Raw genomic sequence first — 16378 nt, forward strand, 5'->3', positions numbered from 1 at the left:
ACAATGATCTGCATGTCCGATGACTGCGTCTCCGAAGCCCGCGTGTCCGGTGTCCCCGCATCCGATGCCCCGGCATCCGATGCCCCGGCGTCCGATGCCCCGGCATCCGATGTCCCGGCATCCGGCGCCCCCGCGTCCGGCGGGGAGGGCAATCCCCTGCGCCGGCTCTCCCTCGACGAGCTGCGGCGCCGTACGAGCGCGAAGTGGCGCACCTATCCGCCGGACGTCCTGCCGCTGTGGGTGGCCGAGATGGATGCGATGCCGGCCGGCGCGGTGACGCGCGCCCTGACCGGTGCGCTCGCCCTGGGCGACACGGGGTATCCCTCCGGGACGGGGTACGCCGGGGCCCTGGACTCCTTCGCCAGGAAGCGCTGGGGTTGGGACGGTGTGGCGCCGGAGCGGACGGCGACCGTCGCGGACGTGATGCGCGGCTCGGCCGAGATGCTGAAGCTGGTGACCGGGCCGGGCGACGCGGTCGTCGTCAGCCCTCCCGTGTACCCGCCGTTCTTCGGGTTCGTGGAGCACGAGGACCGGCGCGTGGTCGAGGCGCCGCTGGGCGAGGACGGGCGGCTGTGCACGAGCGCCCTGGAGGCCGCGTTCCGGCGGGCGGCCGCGGGCGGGCGGCGTGCCGCGTACCTGCTGTGCAACCCGCACAACCCGACGGGCACGGTGCACACCCGTGCCGAGCTGACGGCGGTGGCGGAGCTCGCGAACGCCTACGGCATACGCGTCGTCGCGGACGAGATCCACGCCCCGCTGGTGCTGCCCGGCGCGGAGTACGTGCCGTATCTGTCGGTGCCCGGGGCGGAGGACGCCTTCTGCCTGCTGTCCGCCTCCAAGGCCTGGAACCTGGCGGGCCTCAAGGCGGCCGTGGCCGTCGCGGGCCCTGCCGCGGCGGCCGACCTGGCCCGGCTGCCCGAGGTCGTCGGCCACGGCCCCAGCCACCTCGGGGTCATGGCGCACACCGCGGCGCTGCGCGACGGCGGCGACTGGCTCGACGCCGTCCTGACGGCGCTGGACGAGAACCGGCGGCTGCTGGGCGAACTGCTGGCGCAGTACCTGCCGGACGTCAGGTACGTGCGCCCGGAGGGCACGTACCTGGCGTGGCTGGACTGCCGGGCGCTCGGGCTGGGCGACGACCCTGCGGCCGTCTTCCTGGAGCGCGGCCGGGTCGCGCTGAGCAGCGGCGTCCCCTTCGGCACCGGCGGGGCGGGCCACGTGCGGCTGAACTTCGCCGCCTCGCCGGAGGTGCTCACCGAGGCGGTGCGCCGGATGGCGGCGGCCGTGGAGCGGTGAGGCGCGGGCTCCGGGGCGGGCGCGCAGCCGGGGCCGGAGCCGGAGCCGGCGGAAGAAGATCTTGACAAGCCCGGTGTCGTAACTGAAATAGTTACACCGCCGGACCCGGAGAACCGCCCGACGAACCGAGGAGGATGCGATGGCCGCGAACAGCAGGCTCACCGTGGCCGTCCACGTGCTGACCTGGATGGCGCTCGTGAAGGGCCGTGGCCGGGACGTGGTGACGTCGGATCAGATCGCCGACAGCGTCAACACCAACCCGGTGGTCATCCGGCGGAGCCTGGGCGAGCTGCGCAAGGCCGGCCTGGTGGAGGCCCTGCACGGGGCCGGTGCGGGCTGGCGGCTGCTGCACGAGGCGGACGCCATCACCCTGCTGGACGTCTACCGGGCGGTGGAGACCGAGCCGTTGTTCGCCCTCCACCGGGCGGAGCCCAATCAGAAGTGCCCGGTCGGCGCGGGCATCCGGCCGGCCCTGGAAGAGGTCTACGACGGGGCCGAGACGGCCGTGCGCGGCGCCCTCGACGGCACCTCGATCGCCGACGTCCTGCGGGGCACGCTGGCCGGCCGGGCCGGCTGAGGGCCGGAGCACCGGCCGCACACGAACGGACCAGGGAGACCCATGCGCGCGATCCAGTACGGCGACCACGGCGGCTACGACGAACTCCGGCTGGTCGACCTGCCGGTGCCCGAGCCGGAACCCGGGCAGGCCCTGGTCCGCATCACCTACGGCACGGTCAGCCCGCTGGACGACACCGTCCGGGCGGGACGGATGTCACCGGACCTGCACAAGCCGCTGCCGATCGTGCCAGGCGGAGCCGCCGTCGGCGTGGTGGCCGACCCGGGCACGTCGGGGCTGGCCGCGGGCGCCCGGGTGCTCGTCAGCGGGCAGGGCCGCGGCCTGAGCGTGGACGGCACCTGGCGCGAGTACGTCGTGGAGCACCCCGGCGACCTGTCCCCCGTCCCCGACGAGGTGACGGACCCGCAGATGGCGGCCCTGATGGCGGGCGCCGGGCACGTCACCGCCTACCTTGCCCTGACCGAGCTGGCCCGGATCCGGCCGGGGCAGAGCGTGCTCGCCCCGGGCATCGGCGGGGCGGTGGGCATGGGGACCGCCCAGGTGGCCGCCGAGCTGGGGGCGTCCCTGGTGATCTCCACGGCCGGCAGCACCGCCAAGGCCGAGCGGGCCCGCGCGGCTGGCTTCGCCCACGTCGTCGACCTCTCCCGCGAGACCCTGCGCGAGGGCGTCGCCCGCCTGACCGGCGGCAAGGGCGTGGACGTGGTGGTCGACGGCGTCGCCGGGCCCCTGCTGGGCGACGCCCTCGCCTGCCTGTCCCGGGGCGGGAACTACGTCTCCGTGGGCTACGCCGGCGGCACGCGCGGCACCGTCGACGTGACGGACCTGATCTGGCGGACCGCGCGGGTCCACGGCTACATGTTCAACATGTTCCCGCCCGCGACCGCGGCCGCGGCGCGGCGCACGGTGACCGGCTGGCTGGCCGAGGGGCGCTTCGACCCCGTCGTCGCCCGGGAGTTCCCCCTGGAGGAGGCCGCCCGGGCGCAGCGTCACCTCATCGAGGACCGGCCGTTCGGACGCGTCCTGCTGAGGGTCGCCGGAGACGGCCGGTAGGGCCGGGGGCGCGGCCCCTCACTCACGGACGACGTTCTCCGCCTGGGGTCCCTTGGGGCCCTGGGTGACGTTGTAGGAGACGCGGTCATCCTCGTGCAGTTCCTTGAAGCCCCCCTGCCCCTCGATGGCCGAGAAGTGGACGAACACGTCCGGGCCACCGTCGTCCTGCTGGATGAAGCCGAAGCCCTTGTCCGCGTTGAACCACTTCACCTTGCCTGTTGCCATGTGATTCCAGTCCTTCGTCCTTCTCGCACGGCGCGACGGGCTCGACGCGCCGGCCGCGGCCGGTCACCGCCGGCCCGGTCCCTCACCTTTCCCCGCCCGGCGGGCGGAGATGCCCTCCGTTTCCCTCTCTTCACCCCTTCGGAGGGAATGCCGCCGCTTCCCGTCTCCCGTCCTCGTTTGCCCCCATTTGGCGGCGCGGTCCCGCTATATTCGACGACCGGGAGCGACGGGCGGCGACGGCCGGTGCTCCGGGTGTCCGTGACCGCAGCGGCGGAAAGGACCAAGTGATCGGCTCGTACGCGTACGCATCACTGCCGGAAGCGACCGCACGCCATCCCCTGGCCCCGGCGCGCGGCCTGTACAGCAGCGACTCCTGGCTGGAGCTGCTGCACGGACACGGCCACCGTTACCGCTGGCTGCTGATGTGCGCGCGGGAGCGCGCGGCGGCCCTGACCCCGCTCACCGACGGCCCGGCGGTGCAGACCGCGCGCTATCACCCGGGCTTCCTCCTCCACGGGCGGCTCCCGGCCGAGCGCTGCGTCGTCGCCGGGCCCCGCACGGGCTACCTCAACGAACTGCGCTACGGGCCGGAGAGGCTGCCGGCCGACGAGGTCGCCGAGGGCCTGCTGGCCCCCGGGGAGCGGGAGCCGGCGCCCGAGGCCGCCCTCCTGCCGTACCTGCCGAGCGGGCCGGCGGCGGCCTTCGAAACCGCGGGCCACCCGGCCGGCCTGATCGCCTGGGACGCCTGGCTCGACGTTCCGCCCGCCGGCTTCGACGGCTACCTCGCCGGGCTGGAGAAGACCCACCGCCATCAGGTGAAGGACGACCTGCGGCGGTACACGATGGCGGGCGTCGCCTTCTCCACCCGCCCGCTGACCGGCCCCGACGACGACACCGGCGACCTGCTGGCGCTGCACGAGCGCATGTACGGCTCCGTCTACGACCGGCCCGGCTCGCGCTTCTCCCGCTACCTGGCCCGCTGCGCCGAGCTCCCCGGCGCCTACGTCGTGCGGGCCCGGCTCGCGGGCCGCACGGTCGGCTGCCACCTGGTCTTCCACTACCGCGACGTGCTGTGGGTGCGGCTGATCGGCGTCGACGAGTCCCGCCCCGGCACGCGCGGCTGCTATTTCGGCCTGATGTTCTACGAGCCGCTCCGGCTCGCCCACGAGCTGGGGGCCCGCGCCGTGCACCTCGGCATCGGCACCTCCCGGGCCAAGTCGCGGCGCGGCGCACGGCTGGAGCCCCTGTGGACCGTGGCCGTCACCACCGGCGGCCGGGCGCGCGACCGGGCGCGCGAGGGGCTCGCCGCACGGGCCCTGGACCTGCCGGACCCCGCACCCGAGGGGGACGGCCCCGCGCCGGACTCGCCGTCGGCGTGGGTCCGGCCGTCGTGGGCGGGGTGACGGGGGGCCACGGGGCGGACGTGCACCGTGAGCTACGGATACGGCCGGTGTTCGATGGCGGACGTGATGTTCCTTGACGTAACGTCAGGGGATGGCCGAACTCGTTGACCTGTCCGAGCTCAGCGTCCGGTACGGCGGAGCCCCGGGGCTCCGCGGCCATCTCGCGCGGCCCCCGGGGGAGGGACCCCGGCCGGGCGTGGTCGTCCTCTTCGAGGCGGCGGGCGCCGATGCGGTCAACCGGCGGCTCAACGAGCGGATGGCCGAGGCCGGTTACCTGTCCCTGATGCCCGATCTCTACCGCGGCCGGTCCCCCTACCGCTGCCTGGTGCCGGCGATGCGGTCGCTGATGTCCGGCCGCGGCCCCGTGTACGGGGACATCGAGGCCGCCCGGCAGCGGCTGCTGGCCGACCCCGGCTGTACGGGCAAGGTCGGGGTCATCGGGTTCTGCATGGGCGGCGGCTTCGCGCTCGTCCTGGCGGGCACGGGCCGCTACGACGCGGCCTCGGCCAACTACGGGCGGCCGCCGGCCGACTTGGAGGCGGCGATGCAGGGCGCGTGCCCGGTGATCGCCGGTTACGGCGCGAAGGACCGGGCTTTCCGGGGCTACGCGGAGCCGCTCCGGAAGGCCCTGGAGAGCGCGGGTGTCCCGCACGACGTCAAGGTCTACCCGGACGCCGGGCACTCGTTCTTCAACCACACCGACAACGTGCCGTTCCTGCTGCGGCCGGTGATGCGCGCGGTCATGGGCATCGGCCCGGAGCCGGCGTCGGCCGCGGACGCCTGGCGGCGCATCGAGGCGTTCTTCGCGGAGCACCTGGCCGCGGACTGACCGGCGGTGAACCGGTGGGCCGCCGAGGGGCGGGTGCCCGCCCGGGCCCGGCCAGGGCGCGCTCCTGGCCGGGCCGGACCTACGGCTTCGTGCAGCGAGGGTCCGGCGTGGCTCAGTGCCCGGCGCCGGCCGCCTTCCCGAGGGTCCCCGACGTGTTGCAGGCGATGTCGGTGCCGACCGAGTTGACGCCGTCCTTCTTGGCCTGACCGCCCTGGTACTCGTAGTACAGGTAGGTGTAGAACTCGATGCGGCGGCTCGGGCCGCAGGCCGAGTCCGCGGCGACGTTGTAGGTCAGGGTCACGGTGCGGCTGGCGCCGGGGAGGATCGGCACGGCGTAGTTCATCGAGCCGCTCTGCTTGCCCGTGACGTTGCAGCTGGTCACGTCGCCGGTGCAGGAGGCGAAGGCGTACTTCAGCGCGGGGTCCTGCGACGTGCTCCACGTCGGCTGTATGGACTGGTACACGAACTGGGTGTTCGTGGACTGGTCGTTGGTGAACTTGAGGGTGATGCTCACCGTGGACCCGGGCGTCGCGGACGCCTTGTCGACGGTGACGGTCATCGGCGGGGTGTCGGCGGCGGAGGCCGGCTGGACCAGGCCCAGCAGGGCGACGACGGAGGCGAGAGTAGCGGACAGCCCGAGGCGTCCGAACAGTGATCTGCGCATGGCCCGGGAGAGTAGACAGGCACTTCGCGTCCTGACTGCACCGCAGGTAGAGGACCGGCCACGCGCGAGAAGGCCGCTGAGGCCTCCGGAGCAGGTGTGGGCCGGGAGGCATAGGTTCCGCAGGTAAAGGAGTTGGCCGGGAAGTGCTGCCGGGACGGGTGTGACAGGCCGTTCGAACGGGGAGGCCGTGATCCAGCACATACGATGCTGAATCATGGAACTCAGACACCTCGAACACTTCGTCGCCGTCGCCGAGGAGCAGCACTTCACGCACGCGGCGGAGCGGCTGCGGGTGGCGCAGTCGGGGGTGTCGGCCTCGGTGCGGGCCCTGGAACGGGAGCTGGGCGCCGAGCTGTTCCTGCGCACGACGCGGCGCGTGGGACTGACGGACGCCGGGAGGGCGCTGCTGGTGGAGGCGCGGCGGACGCTGGCGTGCGCGGCGGCGGCCCGGGAGGCCGTCGCGGCGGTGCAGGGGCTGATGGGCGGCACGCTCTCGGTGGGGACCGAGCAGTGCATGGGCACCGTGGACGCCGCCGCGCTGCTGGCCTCCTTCCACGCGCTGCACCCGCAGGTGGAGGTGCACATGGAGCAGGCGGGCTCGGGCCGGCTGCTGGAGCAGGTGCGGCGCGGCGAGCTCGACGTGGCGTTCGTCGTGCACGACGGCTTCCACGAGGGGGTGCGGCTGCAGCCGGTCGCGGAGGAGCCGCTGATGCTGCTGTGCCGGGCGGACCACCCGCTGGCCGGCCTCAGCGGGCCGGTGCCCCTGGCGCGGCTGGCCGGGGAGGTGTTCGTGGACCTCCACCCGGACTGGGGCGCCCGCCGGGCCGCGGATCTCGCGTTCGCCGACGCGGGCGTGGCCCGGAAGGTCGCGCTGCAGGTCAACGACGTCTATACGCTGCTCGACCTCGTCTCGCGCGGCCTGGGCGCGGCCGTCGTGCCGCGCCCGGTGACGGTCAAGGAGCAGGCGCGCGGGCTCAGTGCGGTGCCGCTGGAGGGGCCGACGCTGTGGAAGGTGGCCGTGGCCGTGCCGGCGGCGGGCAAGCCGACCGCGGCCGCCCGTGCGCTGCTGGCCATGACTGATCAGCAGAACTGCTGAATGTGATCGGTCAGGGATGTTGGACACGGTCCGGTTTCCCGCGCAGAGTGGGGGGCGGTCCGACCACAAGATCCGACCACCGAGAAAGGCAGCACCCCCATGGCGCAAGAAGTACGCGGTGTCATCGCACGAGGCAAGGGCGATCCCGTGCGGGTCGAGACGATCCTCGTCCCGGACCCGGGCCCGGGCGAGGCCGTCGTGAAGATCCAGGCGTGCGGGGTGTGCCACACCGACCTGCACTACCGGGAAGGCGGGATCAACGACGAATTCCCGTTCCTCCTCGGCCACGAGGCCGCCGGTGTGGTCGAGTCGGTCGGTGACGGGGTGACCGAAGTGGCGCCGGGCGACTTCGTGATCCTCAACTGGCGTGCGGTCTGCGGCCAGTGCCGGGCGTGTCTGCGCGGCCGCCCCTGGTACTGCTTCAACACGCACAATGCGAAGCAGAAGATGACGCTGACGGACGGCACGGAGCTCTCGCCCGCGCTGGGCATCGGGGCGTTCGCGGAGAAGACGCTGGTGGCCGCCGGGCAGTGCACCAAGGTCGACCCCGCCGCGGCACCCGCGGCCGCCGGCCTGCTGGGCTGCGGCGTGATGGCCGGCCTGGGAGCGGCCATCAACACCGGCCAGGTGGGCCGGGGCGACTCGGTCGCGGTCATCGGCTGCGGCGGCGTGGGCAACGCGGCGGTCGCCGGGGCCCGGCTGGCCGGCGCCGCGAAGATCATCGCGGTGGACCTCTCCGACGCCAAGCTGGAGCAGGCCAAGGCCCTGGGCGCCACGCACACCGTCAACTCCTCCTCCACGGACGCCGTCGAGGCGATCCGGTCGCTGACCGGTGGCTTCGGCGCCGACGTCGTCATCGACGCGGTCGGCCGCCCGGAGACGTACCGCCAGGCCTTCTACGCGCGTGACCTGGCCGGGACCGTGGTGCTGGTGGGCGTGCCCACGCCGGAGATGAAGCTGGAGCTGCCGCTGCTGGACGTCTTCGGGCGCGGCGGCGCGCTGAAGTCCTCCTGGTACGGCGACTGCCTGCCCTCCCGCGACTTCCCCATGCTGATCGACCTGTACCTGCAGGGCCGCCTCGACCTCGACGCGTTCGTCAGCGAGACGATCGCACTGGACGGGGTGGAGGAGGCGTTCCACCGGATGGAGAAGGGCGAGGTGCTGCGCTCGGTGGTGCTGCTGCCGACGGCGCAGACCTCGTCGCACGCGACGCCGACGACCTCGCCGGGGACCGTGTGATGACCCGCATCGAACACCTCGTCACGTCGGGCATGTTCGCGCTCGACGGCGGCGTCTGGGACGTCGAGAACAACGTGTGGCTCGTCGGCGACGACGAGGAGGTCCTCGTCATCGACGCGGCCCACGACGCCGAGGCGATCGCAAGGGCGGTCGGCGACCGCCGGCTCGTCGCGATCCTGTGCACCCACGCGCACAACGACCACATCGACGCGGCGCCGGAGCTCGCGGCGCGCACGGGCGCTCCGGTCCTGCTCCACCCGGACGACCGGGTCCTGTGGGACCGCACCCACCCGGACACCGCGCCCGACGGGGACCTGACGGACGGCCAGGTGCTGTCCGTGGCGGGCGTCGAGCTGAAGGTGCTGCACACCCCCGGCCACAGCCCCGGCGGCGTCTGCCTGTACGCGCCGGCGCTGGGCACGGTCTTCACCGGCGACACCCTCTTCCACGGCGGTCCGGGCGCGACGGGCCGGTCCCTCTCGGACTTCCCCACCATCATCGACTCGATCCGGAAGCGGCTGCTGTCGCTGCCGCCGGACACGGTGGTGCGCACGGGCCACGGAGAGAGCACGACGGTCGCAGGCGAGGCCCCGGCGCTGCCGGAGTGGATCGCGCGCGGGCACTGACACGGGCCGCCGGACCGGTCTGCGGACCGGTCCGGGGACCGGTCTCCCGGAGTAGGTCCGAAGTCCGATGACACCTCACGGGCGGCCAATTATGATCATCTCGGGCATTCGGGCGCCTTCACCATCCGGGTGGAACGCGGCCGGTGTCCGGGAGATGCCTGTGGAGGCATTGATCGTGTCAGTCGAGCTGAATCACACCATCGTTCATTCCCGGGACAAGCGGGAGTCCGCCGCGTTCCTCGCGCACATCCTGGGCCTTGAGGTCGGGCCCGACATGGGGCCCTTCACCCCCGTGGTCACCGGCAACGGCGTCGCGCTGGACTTCGCCACCAGCGACCAGCCGGAGATCGTCCCGCAGCACTACGCGTTCCTGGTGCCGGAGGAGTCCTTCGACGGCATCTTCGCGCGGATCGAGGAAGCCGGAGTGCCGTACTGGGCCGACCCGTACCGCACCCGGCCGAACGAGATCAATCACAACGACGGCGGACGGGGCGTCTACTTCCCCGACCCGTCCGGCCATTACCTCGAGGTGCTCACCCGCCCGTACGGCAGCGGCGCGTAGCACCGGCTGAGCGACCGGGGCCCCGGGCCGGGGGACGGCCCGGGCCCCTTCGCGTCAACGCAGGGCGTACCCGCCGTCCGGGTAGAGCACCGAGCCCGTCATGAAGGTGTTCGTGAAGAGGAAGAGCACCGCGTCGGCGATCTCGCCCTCCGTCCCGGGCCTGCGCAGCAGGCTGTCCCTGCCGTACTGCGCGAAGCTCGCCTCGCGCACCGCGGCCGGGCGCCGCGCCCACAGGCTGCCGTCGACGGTGCCGGGCGAGACGACGTTGACGCGCACGGGCGCGAGCTCCACGGCGAGCCCGCGTCCGAGCCCCTCGATCGCCGCGTTGCAGGCGACGTAGGCGGGTGCGGCGGCCGGGGGGCGTACGCTCGCGGCGCCGGACATCAGCACGACGGAGGCGTCCTCCGTCAGTCGGGGCGCCGCGCACTTGACGGCGTGGTACTGGCCCCAGAACTTCGACACGAACGGGCTCTCGGCGTCGCCGTCGCTCAATTCGAGCATGGGGCCCACCCGGTAGGAGGCGGCCGGGGTGAAGAGGTGGTCGATCCGGTCGACGCCGTCGAAGAAGCGGGCCAGCGACTCCTTGTCGGTGGTGTCCACCGCTCCCCACCTCGCCCGGTCCCCGAGCGACCGCGCGGCCGCGGCGATCTTGTCCTCGTTCCGCCCCCCGAGCACCACGCGCGCGCCGGCCGCGACCGCGCGCCGCGCGACCTCCAGGCCGATGCCCGACCCGCCGCCGACGATGACGACGTCACGGCCGTCGAGCGGAGCGGCGGTGGGAGGCGGGGTTGCGGGGGCGGGGGCCGCGGAGGAGGCGGAGGAGTCGGAGGCGGAATCGGGTGAATGCGGGCTGGTCATGCGGGCGCCTTCCGGTGGTCGCGGGCTCTTCTGGCCCGAACCACCGCCCGTGATCGTTTCATTCCCGCGCCGGGGAGGCCGCGGCTGCACCGAACGGGTGCAGTGGCGGCCCCGCGCGTTTGCGCGGAGGCGGAGCGGGGACCTCGTGACGGTGCCGGAGGGAACCAGTGAAGGCGAGGCACCGTGGCCGCACCGCAGACCACCTCCCCCGTGACCCTGCACGTCAACGGCGTCGCGCACCACGGGGAATTCGACCACCGGACGACCGTGCTCGACGCCCTGCGCGAGCACCTGGGGCTCACCGGGGCCAAGAAGGGATGCGACCACGCGCAGTGCGGGGCGTGCACGGTGCTCGTCGACGGACGGCGGGCGAACAGCTGCCTGCTGCTGGCCGTCGCCCACGACGGCGCGGAGATCACCACCGTGGAGGGGCTGGCCGAAGGGGACGCACTGCACCCGCTCCAGGAGGCGTTCCTCGAACACGACGGCTTCCAGTGCGGCTACTGCACGCCGGGCCAGCTCTGCTCCGCGGTGGGAATGATCGCCGAGGCGGGCGAGGGCGCACCCTCCCATGTGACGCCCCTCGCGGCGGCACCGCCCGGAACGCCCGTCCCCCTCTCCCCCGACGAGATCCGCGAGCGGATGAGCGGCAATCTGTGCCGCTGCGGCGCGTACGTGAACATCGTCGCCGCGATCGGGGACGTGACCCGGTGAAGGCCTTCGCCTACACGCGCGCCGACGACGTGGACGGGGCGATCGCCGCCCTCGCGGCCTCCCCCGGCGCCATGTTCCTCGGGGGCGGCACCAACCTGGTCGACCTGATGAAGCTGGGTGTCGCCTCCCCCGGGCTGCTGGTGGACGTCAGCCGCCTGCCGCTCACGGAGATCGAGGAGACGCCGGACGGCGGGCTGCGCATCGGGGCCAACGTCCGCAACAGCGACCTCGCCGCCCACCCGGCCGTGCGGACGCGCTACCCCGCCCTGTCCCAGGCGGTGCTGGCAGGCGCTTCCGGGCAGATCCGCAACACGGCCACCACGGGCGGCAACCTCCTCCAGCGCACCCGCTGCCTGTACTTCCAGGACGTGGGCAAGCCGTGCAACAAGCGGGTGCCGGGGAGCGGCTGCCCGGCCCGCGAGGGGGTGCACCGCGATCTGGCGGTGCTGGGGCACTCGCCGCAGTGCGTCGCCACGCACCCCTCCGACATGGCCGTGGCCCTGGCGGCGCTCGACGCGGTCGTCCACCTGCGCGGGCCCGGCGGCGACCGCACGGTCCCGCTCTGCGACTTCCACCGGCTGCCGGGTGAGGAGCCCGAGCGGGACACGGTGGCCGGGCCCGCCGAGCTCGTCCTGGCCGTCGGGCTGCCGGCCCCTCCCGCGGGCCGGTCCGCCTACCGCAAGGCACGCGACCGCGCTTCGTACGCCTTCGCGCTCGCCTCCGTCGCCGCGTCCCTCGACGTCCGCGCGGGACGGGTCGGCGACGTGCGCCTGGCCTTCGGCGGCCTGGCCCACAAGCCCTGGCGGGCGCGCGTCGCGGAGGACGCGCTGCGCGGCGCCCCCGCCACCGAGGAGGCCTTCGCGCAGGCCGCCGAGGCCGAGCTGGCGGCCGCCGAGCCGCTGCGCGACAACGGCTTCAAGGTGCGGCTGGCCCGCAACCTGGCCGTGCGGGTGCTCGCCGGGCTCGCCGCGCCGGGCGAGGAGGGGACGGTCTCATGAGCAGCGCCCCCGGCCTCGTCCGCCTCGAAGGCCGCGAGAAGGTCACCGGCTCCGCCCGTTACGCCGCCGAGCACACCCCGCCCGGCACCGCGTACGCCTGGCCCGTGCCCGCCACGGTCGCCCGCGGCCGGGTCCTGTCGGTCGACGCCGCGGAGGCCATGGCCGAGCCCGGCGCCCTGGCCGTGCTGACGCACGAGAACGCGCCGCGCCTGAAGGACGTGGAGGACCGCACCCTGCTCGTGCTCCAGAACGACCGGGTGCCGCACCGCGGCTGGTACGTGGCGCTGACGGTCGCCGAGACCCCGGAGGCGGCCCGCGCCATGGCCGCAGCGGTGCGGGTCGCGTACGCGCCCGAGGAGCACGACGCCGTGCTGGCTCCGGGCCATCCGCGCCTGTACTTCCCCGAAGAGGTCAACTCGGGCATCCCCGGCTGCCGCGAGCGGGGTGACTTCGACGGCGCCTACGAGCGCGCCGCCGTCCGCATCGACGCCACGTACACGCTGCCCGGCCTGCACAACCACCCGATGGAGCCGCACGCCTCGACCGCCCGCTGGGAGGACGGCCGGCTCTTCGCCCACGACTCCTGCCAGGGCACGACGGCCGTCCGGGAGACGCTGGCCGCCCTGTTCGGCATGGCCGAGGAGCGGATCACGGTCGTCGCCGAGCACGTGGGCGGCGGCTTCGGCTGCAAGGGCACGCCCCGCCCGCAGATCGTCCTCGCCGCGATGGCCGCACGGCACGCCGGCAGGCCCGTCAAGACCGTGCTGCCGCGCGCACAGCTCGCGGCCGTGGTCGGCCACCGGCCGCCGGTCGTGCAGCGCCTGCGGCTCGGTGCGGGTGAGGACGGGGTGATCACGGCGCTCGCGCACGAGGTCACCACCCACACGTCCACCGTCCGCGAGTTCGTGGAGCAGGCCGCCGCCCCTTCGCGCGCGATGTACGTGTCCCCCAACAGCCGCACCACGCACCAGGTCGCCGCGCTGGACGTGCCGAGCCCGTCGTGGATGCGGGCGCCGGGCGAGGCCTCGGGGATGTACGCGCTGGAGTGCGCGATGGACGAACTCGCCGGGGCCACCGGGGTGGACCCGGTCGAGCTGCGGGTGCGCAACGACACCGCGACCTACCCGGACAGCGGAAAGCCCTACAGCAGCCGGCACCTGGTGGAGTGCCTGCGCGAGGGGGCGCGCCGCTTCGGCTGGGACGCGCGCGACCCCCGGCCCCGCTCGCGCACCGAGGGCCGCCTGCTGATCGGCTCCGGGGTGGCGTCGTCCTTCTACCCCGTCTACCTCATGCCCTCCTCGGCACAGGCACAGGCCACCGGGGCGGGCCGCTACCGGGTCCGGGTCAACGCCACCGACATCGGCACGGGAGCCCGGACCGTCCTCGCACAGATCGCGGCCGAGGCGCTCGGCGTCGCACCGGACCTGGTCACCGTCGAGATCGGCAGCACGATGCTGCCGGCGGCCTCGCTCGCCGGGGGCTCCGCCGGCACCGCCTCGTGGGGATGGGCCGTGCACAAGGCCTGCCGCACGCTCAACGGGATGATCGACGAGCGCGGGGGCACGCTGCCGCCGGACGGCCTGACCGCCACGGCCGACACCAAGGACGACGTCGCAGCCGACCCTCCGCACGCGAAGGCCGCCTTCGGCGCGCAGTTCGCGGAGGTGGCGGTCGACACCGACACCGGGGAGGTGCGCGTCCGCCGGCTGCTGGGCGTCTTCGCCGCCGGGCGCATCCTCAACGCCCGTACCGGCCGCAGTCAGTTCATCGGGGCCATGACGATGGGGATGGGCATGGCGCTCATGGAGGGCAGCACGATGGACGCCCGCTTCGGCGACTTCGCGGAGCGGGACTTCGCCTCGTACCACGTGCCGACGTGCGCGGACGCCCGCGGGATCGAGGCCCACTGGATCGACGAGCACGACCCGTGGCTCAACCCGATGGGGAGCAAGGGCATCGGGGAGATCGGCATCGTGGGCACCGCCGCGGCCATCGCGAACGCGGTGCACCACGCGACGGGGGTGCGGGTCCGCGATCTGCCCGTGCTGCCGGACAAGGTCCTGGCCGGCCTGGAACAGGCCCGCTAGGGGGCGGCCTCAGAGGGGGCGGCTGTCCGGCCCCGCCCGTCACTTGTCGGCGTGGCCGCCGAGGTAGAACAGCAGCCAGATGAAACCGGCGAAGAGGTGGGTGACGAAGACGTAGACCAGGACCCGGAAGGCGACCTGCCGCTCCGCCCGCTTCTCGCTCATGGCGAGCCTCCTCCTGGTGTCGCCGACCGCCGCCGTACCGGCGCGAGTCTACCCCTCGGACGCGGCCATCGGTTCACGGAGGGTGATCGGAGCGTCCGGCACGTGGTGTCGCAGAGCGCCTCAAGCAGAGCGCCTCAAGGGGCGAGGTCACGGCGGGCGACGAGGCCGAACGCCAGGAGGATGCCCACGGCGCCGACGCCGGCGAGGACGCCGAACTGCCCCCAGGGCACGGTGCCGTGGGCCAGCGCGTCGCCCGGCGTGTAGTAGTGGAAGGGGCTGACGAAGCGCAGCGGCGCAACCTTCGACCAGGCCATGGCGACGAAGTTCACCGCGAACCCGACCGCGCCGAGGGCGATCGTCACCCCCATGACACGCGTCCGGCTCCGGCCCGCCGCCGAGACGGCCAGGGCGGGGCCCGTCAGGCACAACGCGAAGCCGAAGCCCAGCAGCCCGGCCGCGTAGACCCCGCTCTGGGGGACGGCGTCGCTCAGGTCGGGCAGGAGCGCCACGCCGGCGGACACGGCGAGGGTCGCGGCCGCGTTGAGCAGCAGGGAGACGAGGACGAGCGCGGCGGTCCGCTCGGCCAGCAGCCGCGCCCGCGAGACGGGGCGGACCATCAGCAGCTCGATGGTGCCCGCCTCCACGTCCGCGGCGACCGCGGCGGCGGCGAGTGAGCCGACGGCCGTCAGTTGCATGGCGATCCAGAAGGGGTGGGTGAGCCCGGCGCCCAGCAGGCCGGGGTAGCTCGCGATCGACACGTCGCCGTTCGATCCGCTGAACGCCTTGAAGGCGTCCGGGAGCGTCCGCCCGCTCGCGCCGAAGATCTGGTCCGGCGTCACGGTCGTCGTGATCACCACGATGAGGACCTCGAAGGCGGCGATGCCCACGGTCAGGGCGGTGATCATCCGGCGGCGGCGGTGCAGGGCCAGCCGCAGCAGGGGGAAGCCGCCGGTCATGGGGGCTTCCCCTCGTCCGGATCGCTCCGGCCGCCCAGGTCGTCCCGGTTCCGGTAGAGGTCGTCGTCCCGGTTCCGGTAGAGGTCGAGGAACGCCTCGTCCAGCCCGGCCTCCTCGACCGTGAGGTCGTGCAACGGCAGCGCCAGCAGCTCCCGCAGGACGGCGACCGTCCGGTCCGGCGGGATCATCAGCACGGCCTGGTCGCCGTGCCAGTCGGGCGACCAGCGGTCGGCGGCGCCGAGGGGCCGCCGGCCGAGGCCGTCGGCGAAGGTCAGGCGCACCTTGCGGGCCCGGGCCTCGCGCAGGGCGGCGACCGCCCCGACGGTCACCAGCCGGCCGGCCCGGACGATCGCCACCCGCTCGCACGTGCGCTGGACCTCCGGCAGCACGTGGCTGGAGAGCAGTACGGTGCGCCCGGCCGCGCGGACTTCCGCCAGCAGGGCGTAGAAGGTCTCCTGGACGAGGGGGTCGAGCCCTTCGGTGGGCTCGTCGAGGATCACCAGCTCGGGTTCGTGCTGCAGGGCCTGGACCAGGCCCAGCTTCTGCTTCATGCCGCGCGAGTAGGCGCGGACGGGGCGGTCGAGGTCCGTGCCGGAGAGGTCCAGGCGTGTGCAGAGTTCGTCCTGGAGGCGGGCGGGGGCGCCCTGCAGCGCCGCCAGCAGCCGCAGCGTCTCGCGGCCGGTGAGCTCGGGGTAGAGCCGCAGCTCCCCGGGGAGGTAGCCGAGGGACGGGGCGAGCCTCAGGTGCTCGGTAAAGGGGTCGCGGCCGAGCACCCGGACGCGGCCCTCGGTGGGGCGCAGCAGCCCCACGAGGCAGCGCATCGTGGTGGTCTTGCCCGCCCCGTTGGGCCCCAGGAAGCCGAAGACCTCGCCCTCGCCGACGCCGATGTCGAGTCCCTCGACGCCGGTCGTGCGGCCGTAGCGCTTGGTCAGCGAGACGATGTCGATGACGTTCCGCGTCTGCTCACCCAAGGCCGCCTCCCGGACGGTCGCCGGAGGGTCTCCCTCTCCTTCCAGCTTCGGTCACCCGGTGCCGG

Annotated in this window: 18 protein-coding genes; 12 read left to right on the forward strand and 6 right to left on the reverse strand. The window is 73.9% G+C overall.

Annotated features, from left to right (window positions below; genetic code table 11):
- Nucleotides 1-12: 12 nt before the first annotated feature.
- From FGW37_RS02665 to FGW37_RS02675, 3 genes are all read left to right on the forward strand, one after another.
- Nucleotides 13-1296 carry a MalY/PatB family protein gene (locus FGW37_RS02665; protein WP_179079567.1) on the forward strand — a complete coding sequence of 428 codons (1284 nt, stop codon included), beginning with the start codon at nt 13-15 and terminating at the stop codon, nt 1294-1296.
- 139 nt (nt 1297-1435) lie between these two features.
- Entirely contained in the window at nt 1436-1873 is a 438-nt protein-coding gene (locus FGW37_RS02670) for an Rrf2 family transcriptional regulator (protein ID WP_179079568.1), read from the forward strand.
- A 42-nt stretch (nt 1874-1915) separates the two neighbouring features.
- Nucleotides 1916-2923, forward strand: coding sequence for a quinone oxidoreductase family protein (locus FGW37_RS02675; RefSeq protein ID WP_179079569.1), 1008 nt, complete (start codon nt 1916-1918; stop codon nt 2921-2923).
- An 18-nt stretch (nt 2924-2941) separates the two neighbouring features.
- On the opposite strand, the gene FGW37_RS02680 is transcribed toward FGW37_RS02675, so the two are convergent.
- Nucleotides 2942-3148 (reverse strand): cold-shock protein, encoded by a 207-nt coding sequence (locus FGW37_RS02680; RefSeq protein WP_179079570.1) that lies wholly within the window; start codon nt 3146-3148, stop codon nt 2942-2944.
- A 284-nt stretch (nt 3149-3432) separates the two neighbouring features.
- On the opposite strand from FGW37_RS02680, the gene FGW37_RS02685 reads away from it, so the two are divergent.
- Complete coding sequence (locus tag FGW37_RS02685) at nt 3433-4551, forward strand: GNAT family N-acetyltransferase (protein ID WP_179079571.1); 1119 nt, start codon at nt 3433-3435, stop codon at nt 4549-4551.
- Nucleotides 4552-4642: 91 nt separating this feature from the next.
- Nucleotides 4643-5380: a dienelactone hydrolase family protein gene (locus tag FGW37_RS02690; RefSeq protein ID WP_179079572.1), complete on the forward strand. Its 738-nt coding sequence runs from the start codon at nt 4643-4645 to the stop codon at nt 5378-5380.
- A gap of 112 nt (nt 5381-5492) precedes the next feature.
- Here FGW37_RS02690 and FGW37_RS02695 read toward each other — a convergent pair whose 3' ends face one another.
- Nucleotides 5493-6044, reverse strand: a complete 552-nt coding sequence (locus tag FGW37_RS02695; protein ID WP_179079573.1) for a hypothetical protein — start codon at nt 6042-6044, stop codon at nt 5493-5495.
- Nucleotides 6045-6258: 214 nt separating this feature from the next.
- Between FGW37_RS02695 and FGW37_RS02700 the strand changes: the two genes are divergently transcribed.
- The 4 genes from FGW37_RS02700 to FGW37_RS02715 all read left to right on the forward strand — a co-directional run bounded on the left by FGW37_RS02700 (nt 6259) and on the right by FGW37_RS02715 (nt 9567).
- Nucleotides 6259-7140 carry a LysR family transcriptional regulator gene (locus FGW37_RS02700; protein WP_179079574.1) on the forward strand — a complete coding sequence of 294 codons (882 nt, stop codon included), beginning with the start codon at nt 6259-6261 and terminating at the stop codon, nt 7138-7140.
- A gap of 99 nt (nt 7141-7239) precedes the next feature.
- The gene (locus tag FGW37_RS02705) at nt 7240-8379 is read left to right on the forward strand and encodes an S-(hydroxymethyl)mycothiol dehydrogenase (RefSeq protein WP_179079575.1); all 1140 of its coding nucleotides are present in this window, start codon (nt 7240-7242) and stop codon (nt 8377-8379) included.
- Nucleotides 8376-9005, forward strand: a complete 630-nt coding sequence (locus FGW37_RS02710; protein ID WP_179079576.1) for an MBL fold metallo-hydrolase — start codon at nt 8376-8378, stop codon at nt 9003-9005. The genes FGW37_RS02705 and FGW37_RS02710 overlap by 4 nt, the downstream gene beginning before the upstream one ends.
- A 175-nt stretch (nt 9006-9180) precedes the next feature.
- Nucleotides 9181-9567: a VOC family protein gene (locus FGW37_RS02715; RefSeq protein ID WP_179079577.1), complete on the forward strand. Its 387-nt coding sequence runs from the start codon at nt 9181-9183 to the stop codon at nt 9565-9567.
- A gap of 54 nt (nt 9568-9621) precedes the next feature.
- On the opposite strand, the gene FGW37_RS02720 is transcribed toward FGW37_RS02715, so the two are convergent.
- On the reverse strand, nt 9622-10425 hold the full coding sequence (locus FGW37_RS02720; protein WP_179079578.1) for an SDR family oxidoreductase: 804 nt from the start codon (nt 10423-10425) through the stop codon (nt 9622-9624).
- A 183-nt stretch (nt 10426-10608) separates the two neighbouring features.
- Here FGW37_RS02720 and FGW37_RS02725 point away from each other — a divergent pair, with 183 nt between their 5' ends.
- From FGW37_RS02725 to FGW37_RS02735, 3 genes are read left to right on the forward strand one after another with little or no spacing between them, the layout of a single operon-like run.
- Complete coding sequence (locus FGW37_RS02725) at nt 10609-11139, forward strand: 2Fe-2S iron-sulfur cluster-binding protein (protein WP_179079579.1); 531 nt, start codon at nt 10609-10611, stop codon at nt 11137-11139.
- A complete protein-coding gene (locus FGW37_RS02730; RefSeq protein ID WP_179079580.1) occupies nt 11136-12137 on the forward strand; it encodes an FAD binding domain-containing protein in 1002 nt (333 codons plus the stop codon). The genes FGW37_RS02725 and FGW37_RS02730 overlap by 4 nt, the downstream gene beginning before the upstream one ends.
- Nucleotides 12134-14224, forward strand: coding sequence for a xanthine dehydrogenase family protein molybdopterin-binding subunit (locus FGW37_RS02735; protein ID WP_179079581.1), 2091 nt, complete (start codon nt 12134-12136; stop codon nt 14222-14224). Before FGW37_RS02730 ends, FGW37_RS02735 begins: the two co-directional genes overlap by 4 nt.
- A gap of 39 nt (nt 14225-14263) precedes the next feature.
- Here FGW37_RS02735 and FGW37_RS33120 read toward each other — a convergent pair whose 3' ends face one another.
- The 3 genes from FGW37_RS33120 to FGW37_RS02745 all read right to left on the reverse strand — a co-directional run bounded on the left by FGW37_RS33120 (nt 14264) and on the right by FGW37_RS02745 (nt 16313).
- Entirely contained in the window at nt 14264-14386 is a 123-nt protein-coding gene (locus FGW37_RS33120; RefSeq protein ID WP_246430231.1) for a DUF6126 family protein, read from the reverse strand.
- 134 nt (nt 14387-14520) lie between these two features.
- Nucleotides 14521-15342 (reverse strand): ABC transporter permease subunit, encoded by an 822-nt coding sequence (locus tag FGW37_RS02740; RefSeq protein WP_179079582.1) that lies wholly within the window; start codon nt 15340-15342, stop codon nt 14521-14523.
- Nucleotides 15339-16313 carry an ABC transporter ATP-binding protein gene (locus FGW37_RS02745; protein WP_218650564.1) on the reverse strand — a complete coding sequence of 325 codons (975 nt, stop codon included), beginning with the start codon at nt 16311-16313 and terminating at the stop codon, nt 15339-15341. The genes FGW37_RS02740 and FGW37_RS02745 overlap by 4 nt, the downstream gene beginning before the upstream one ends.
- Nucleotides 16314-16378: the final 65 nt, after the last annotated feature.

It is taken from the genome of Streptomyces rectiverticillatus (genome assembly GCF_013394065.1).
In the GTDB taxonomy this organism is placed as follows: Bacteria; Actinomycetota; Actinomycetes; order Streptomycetales; family Streptomycetaceae; genus Streptomyces; species Streptomyces rectiverticillatus.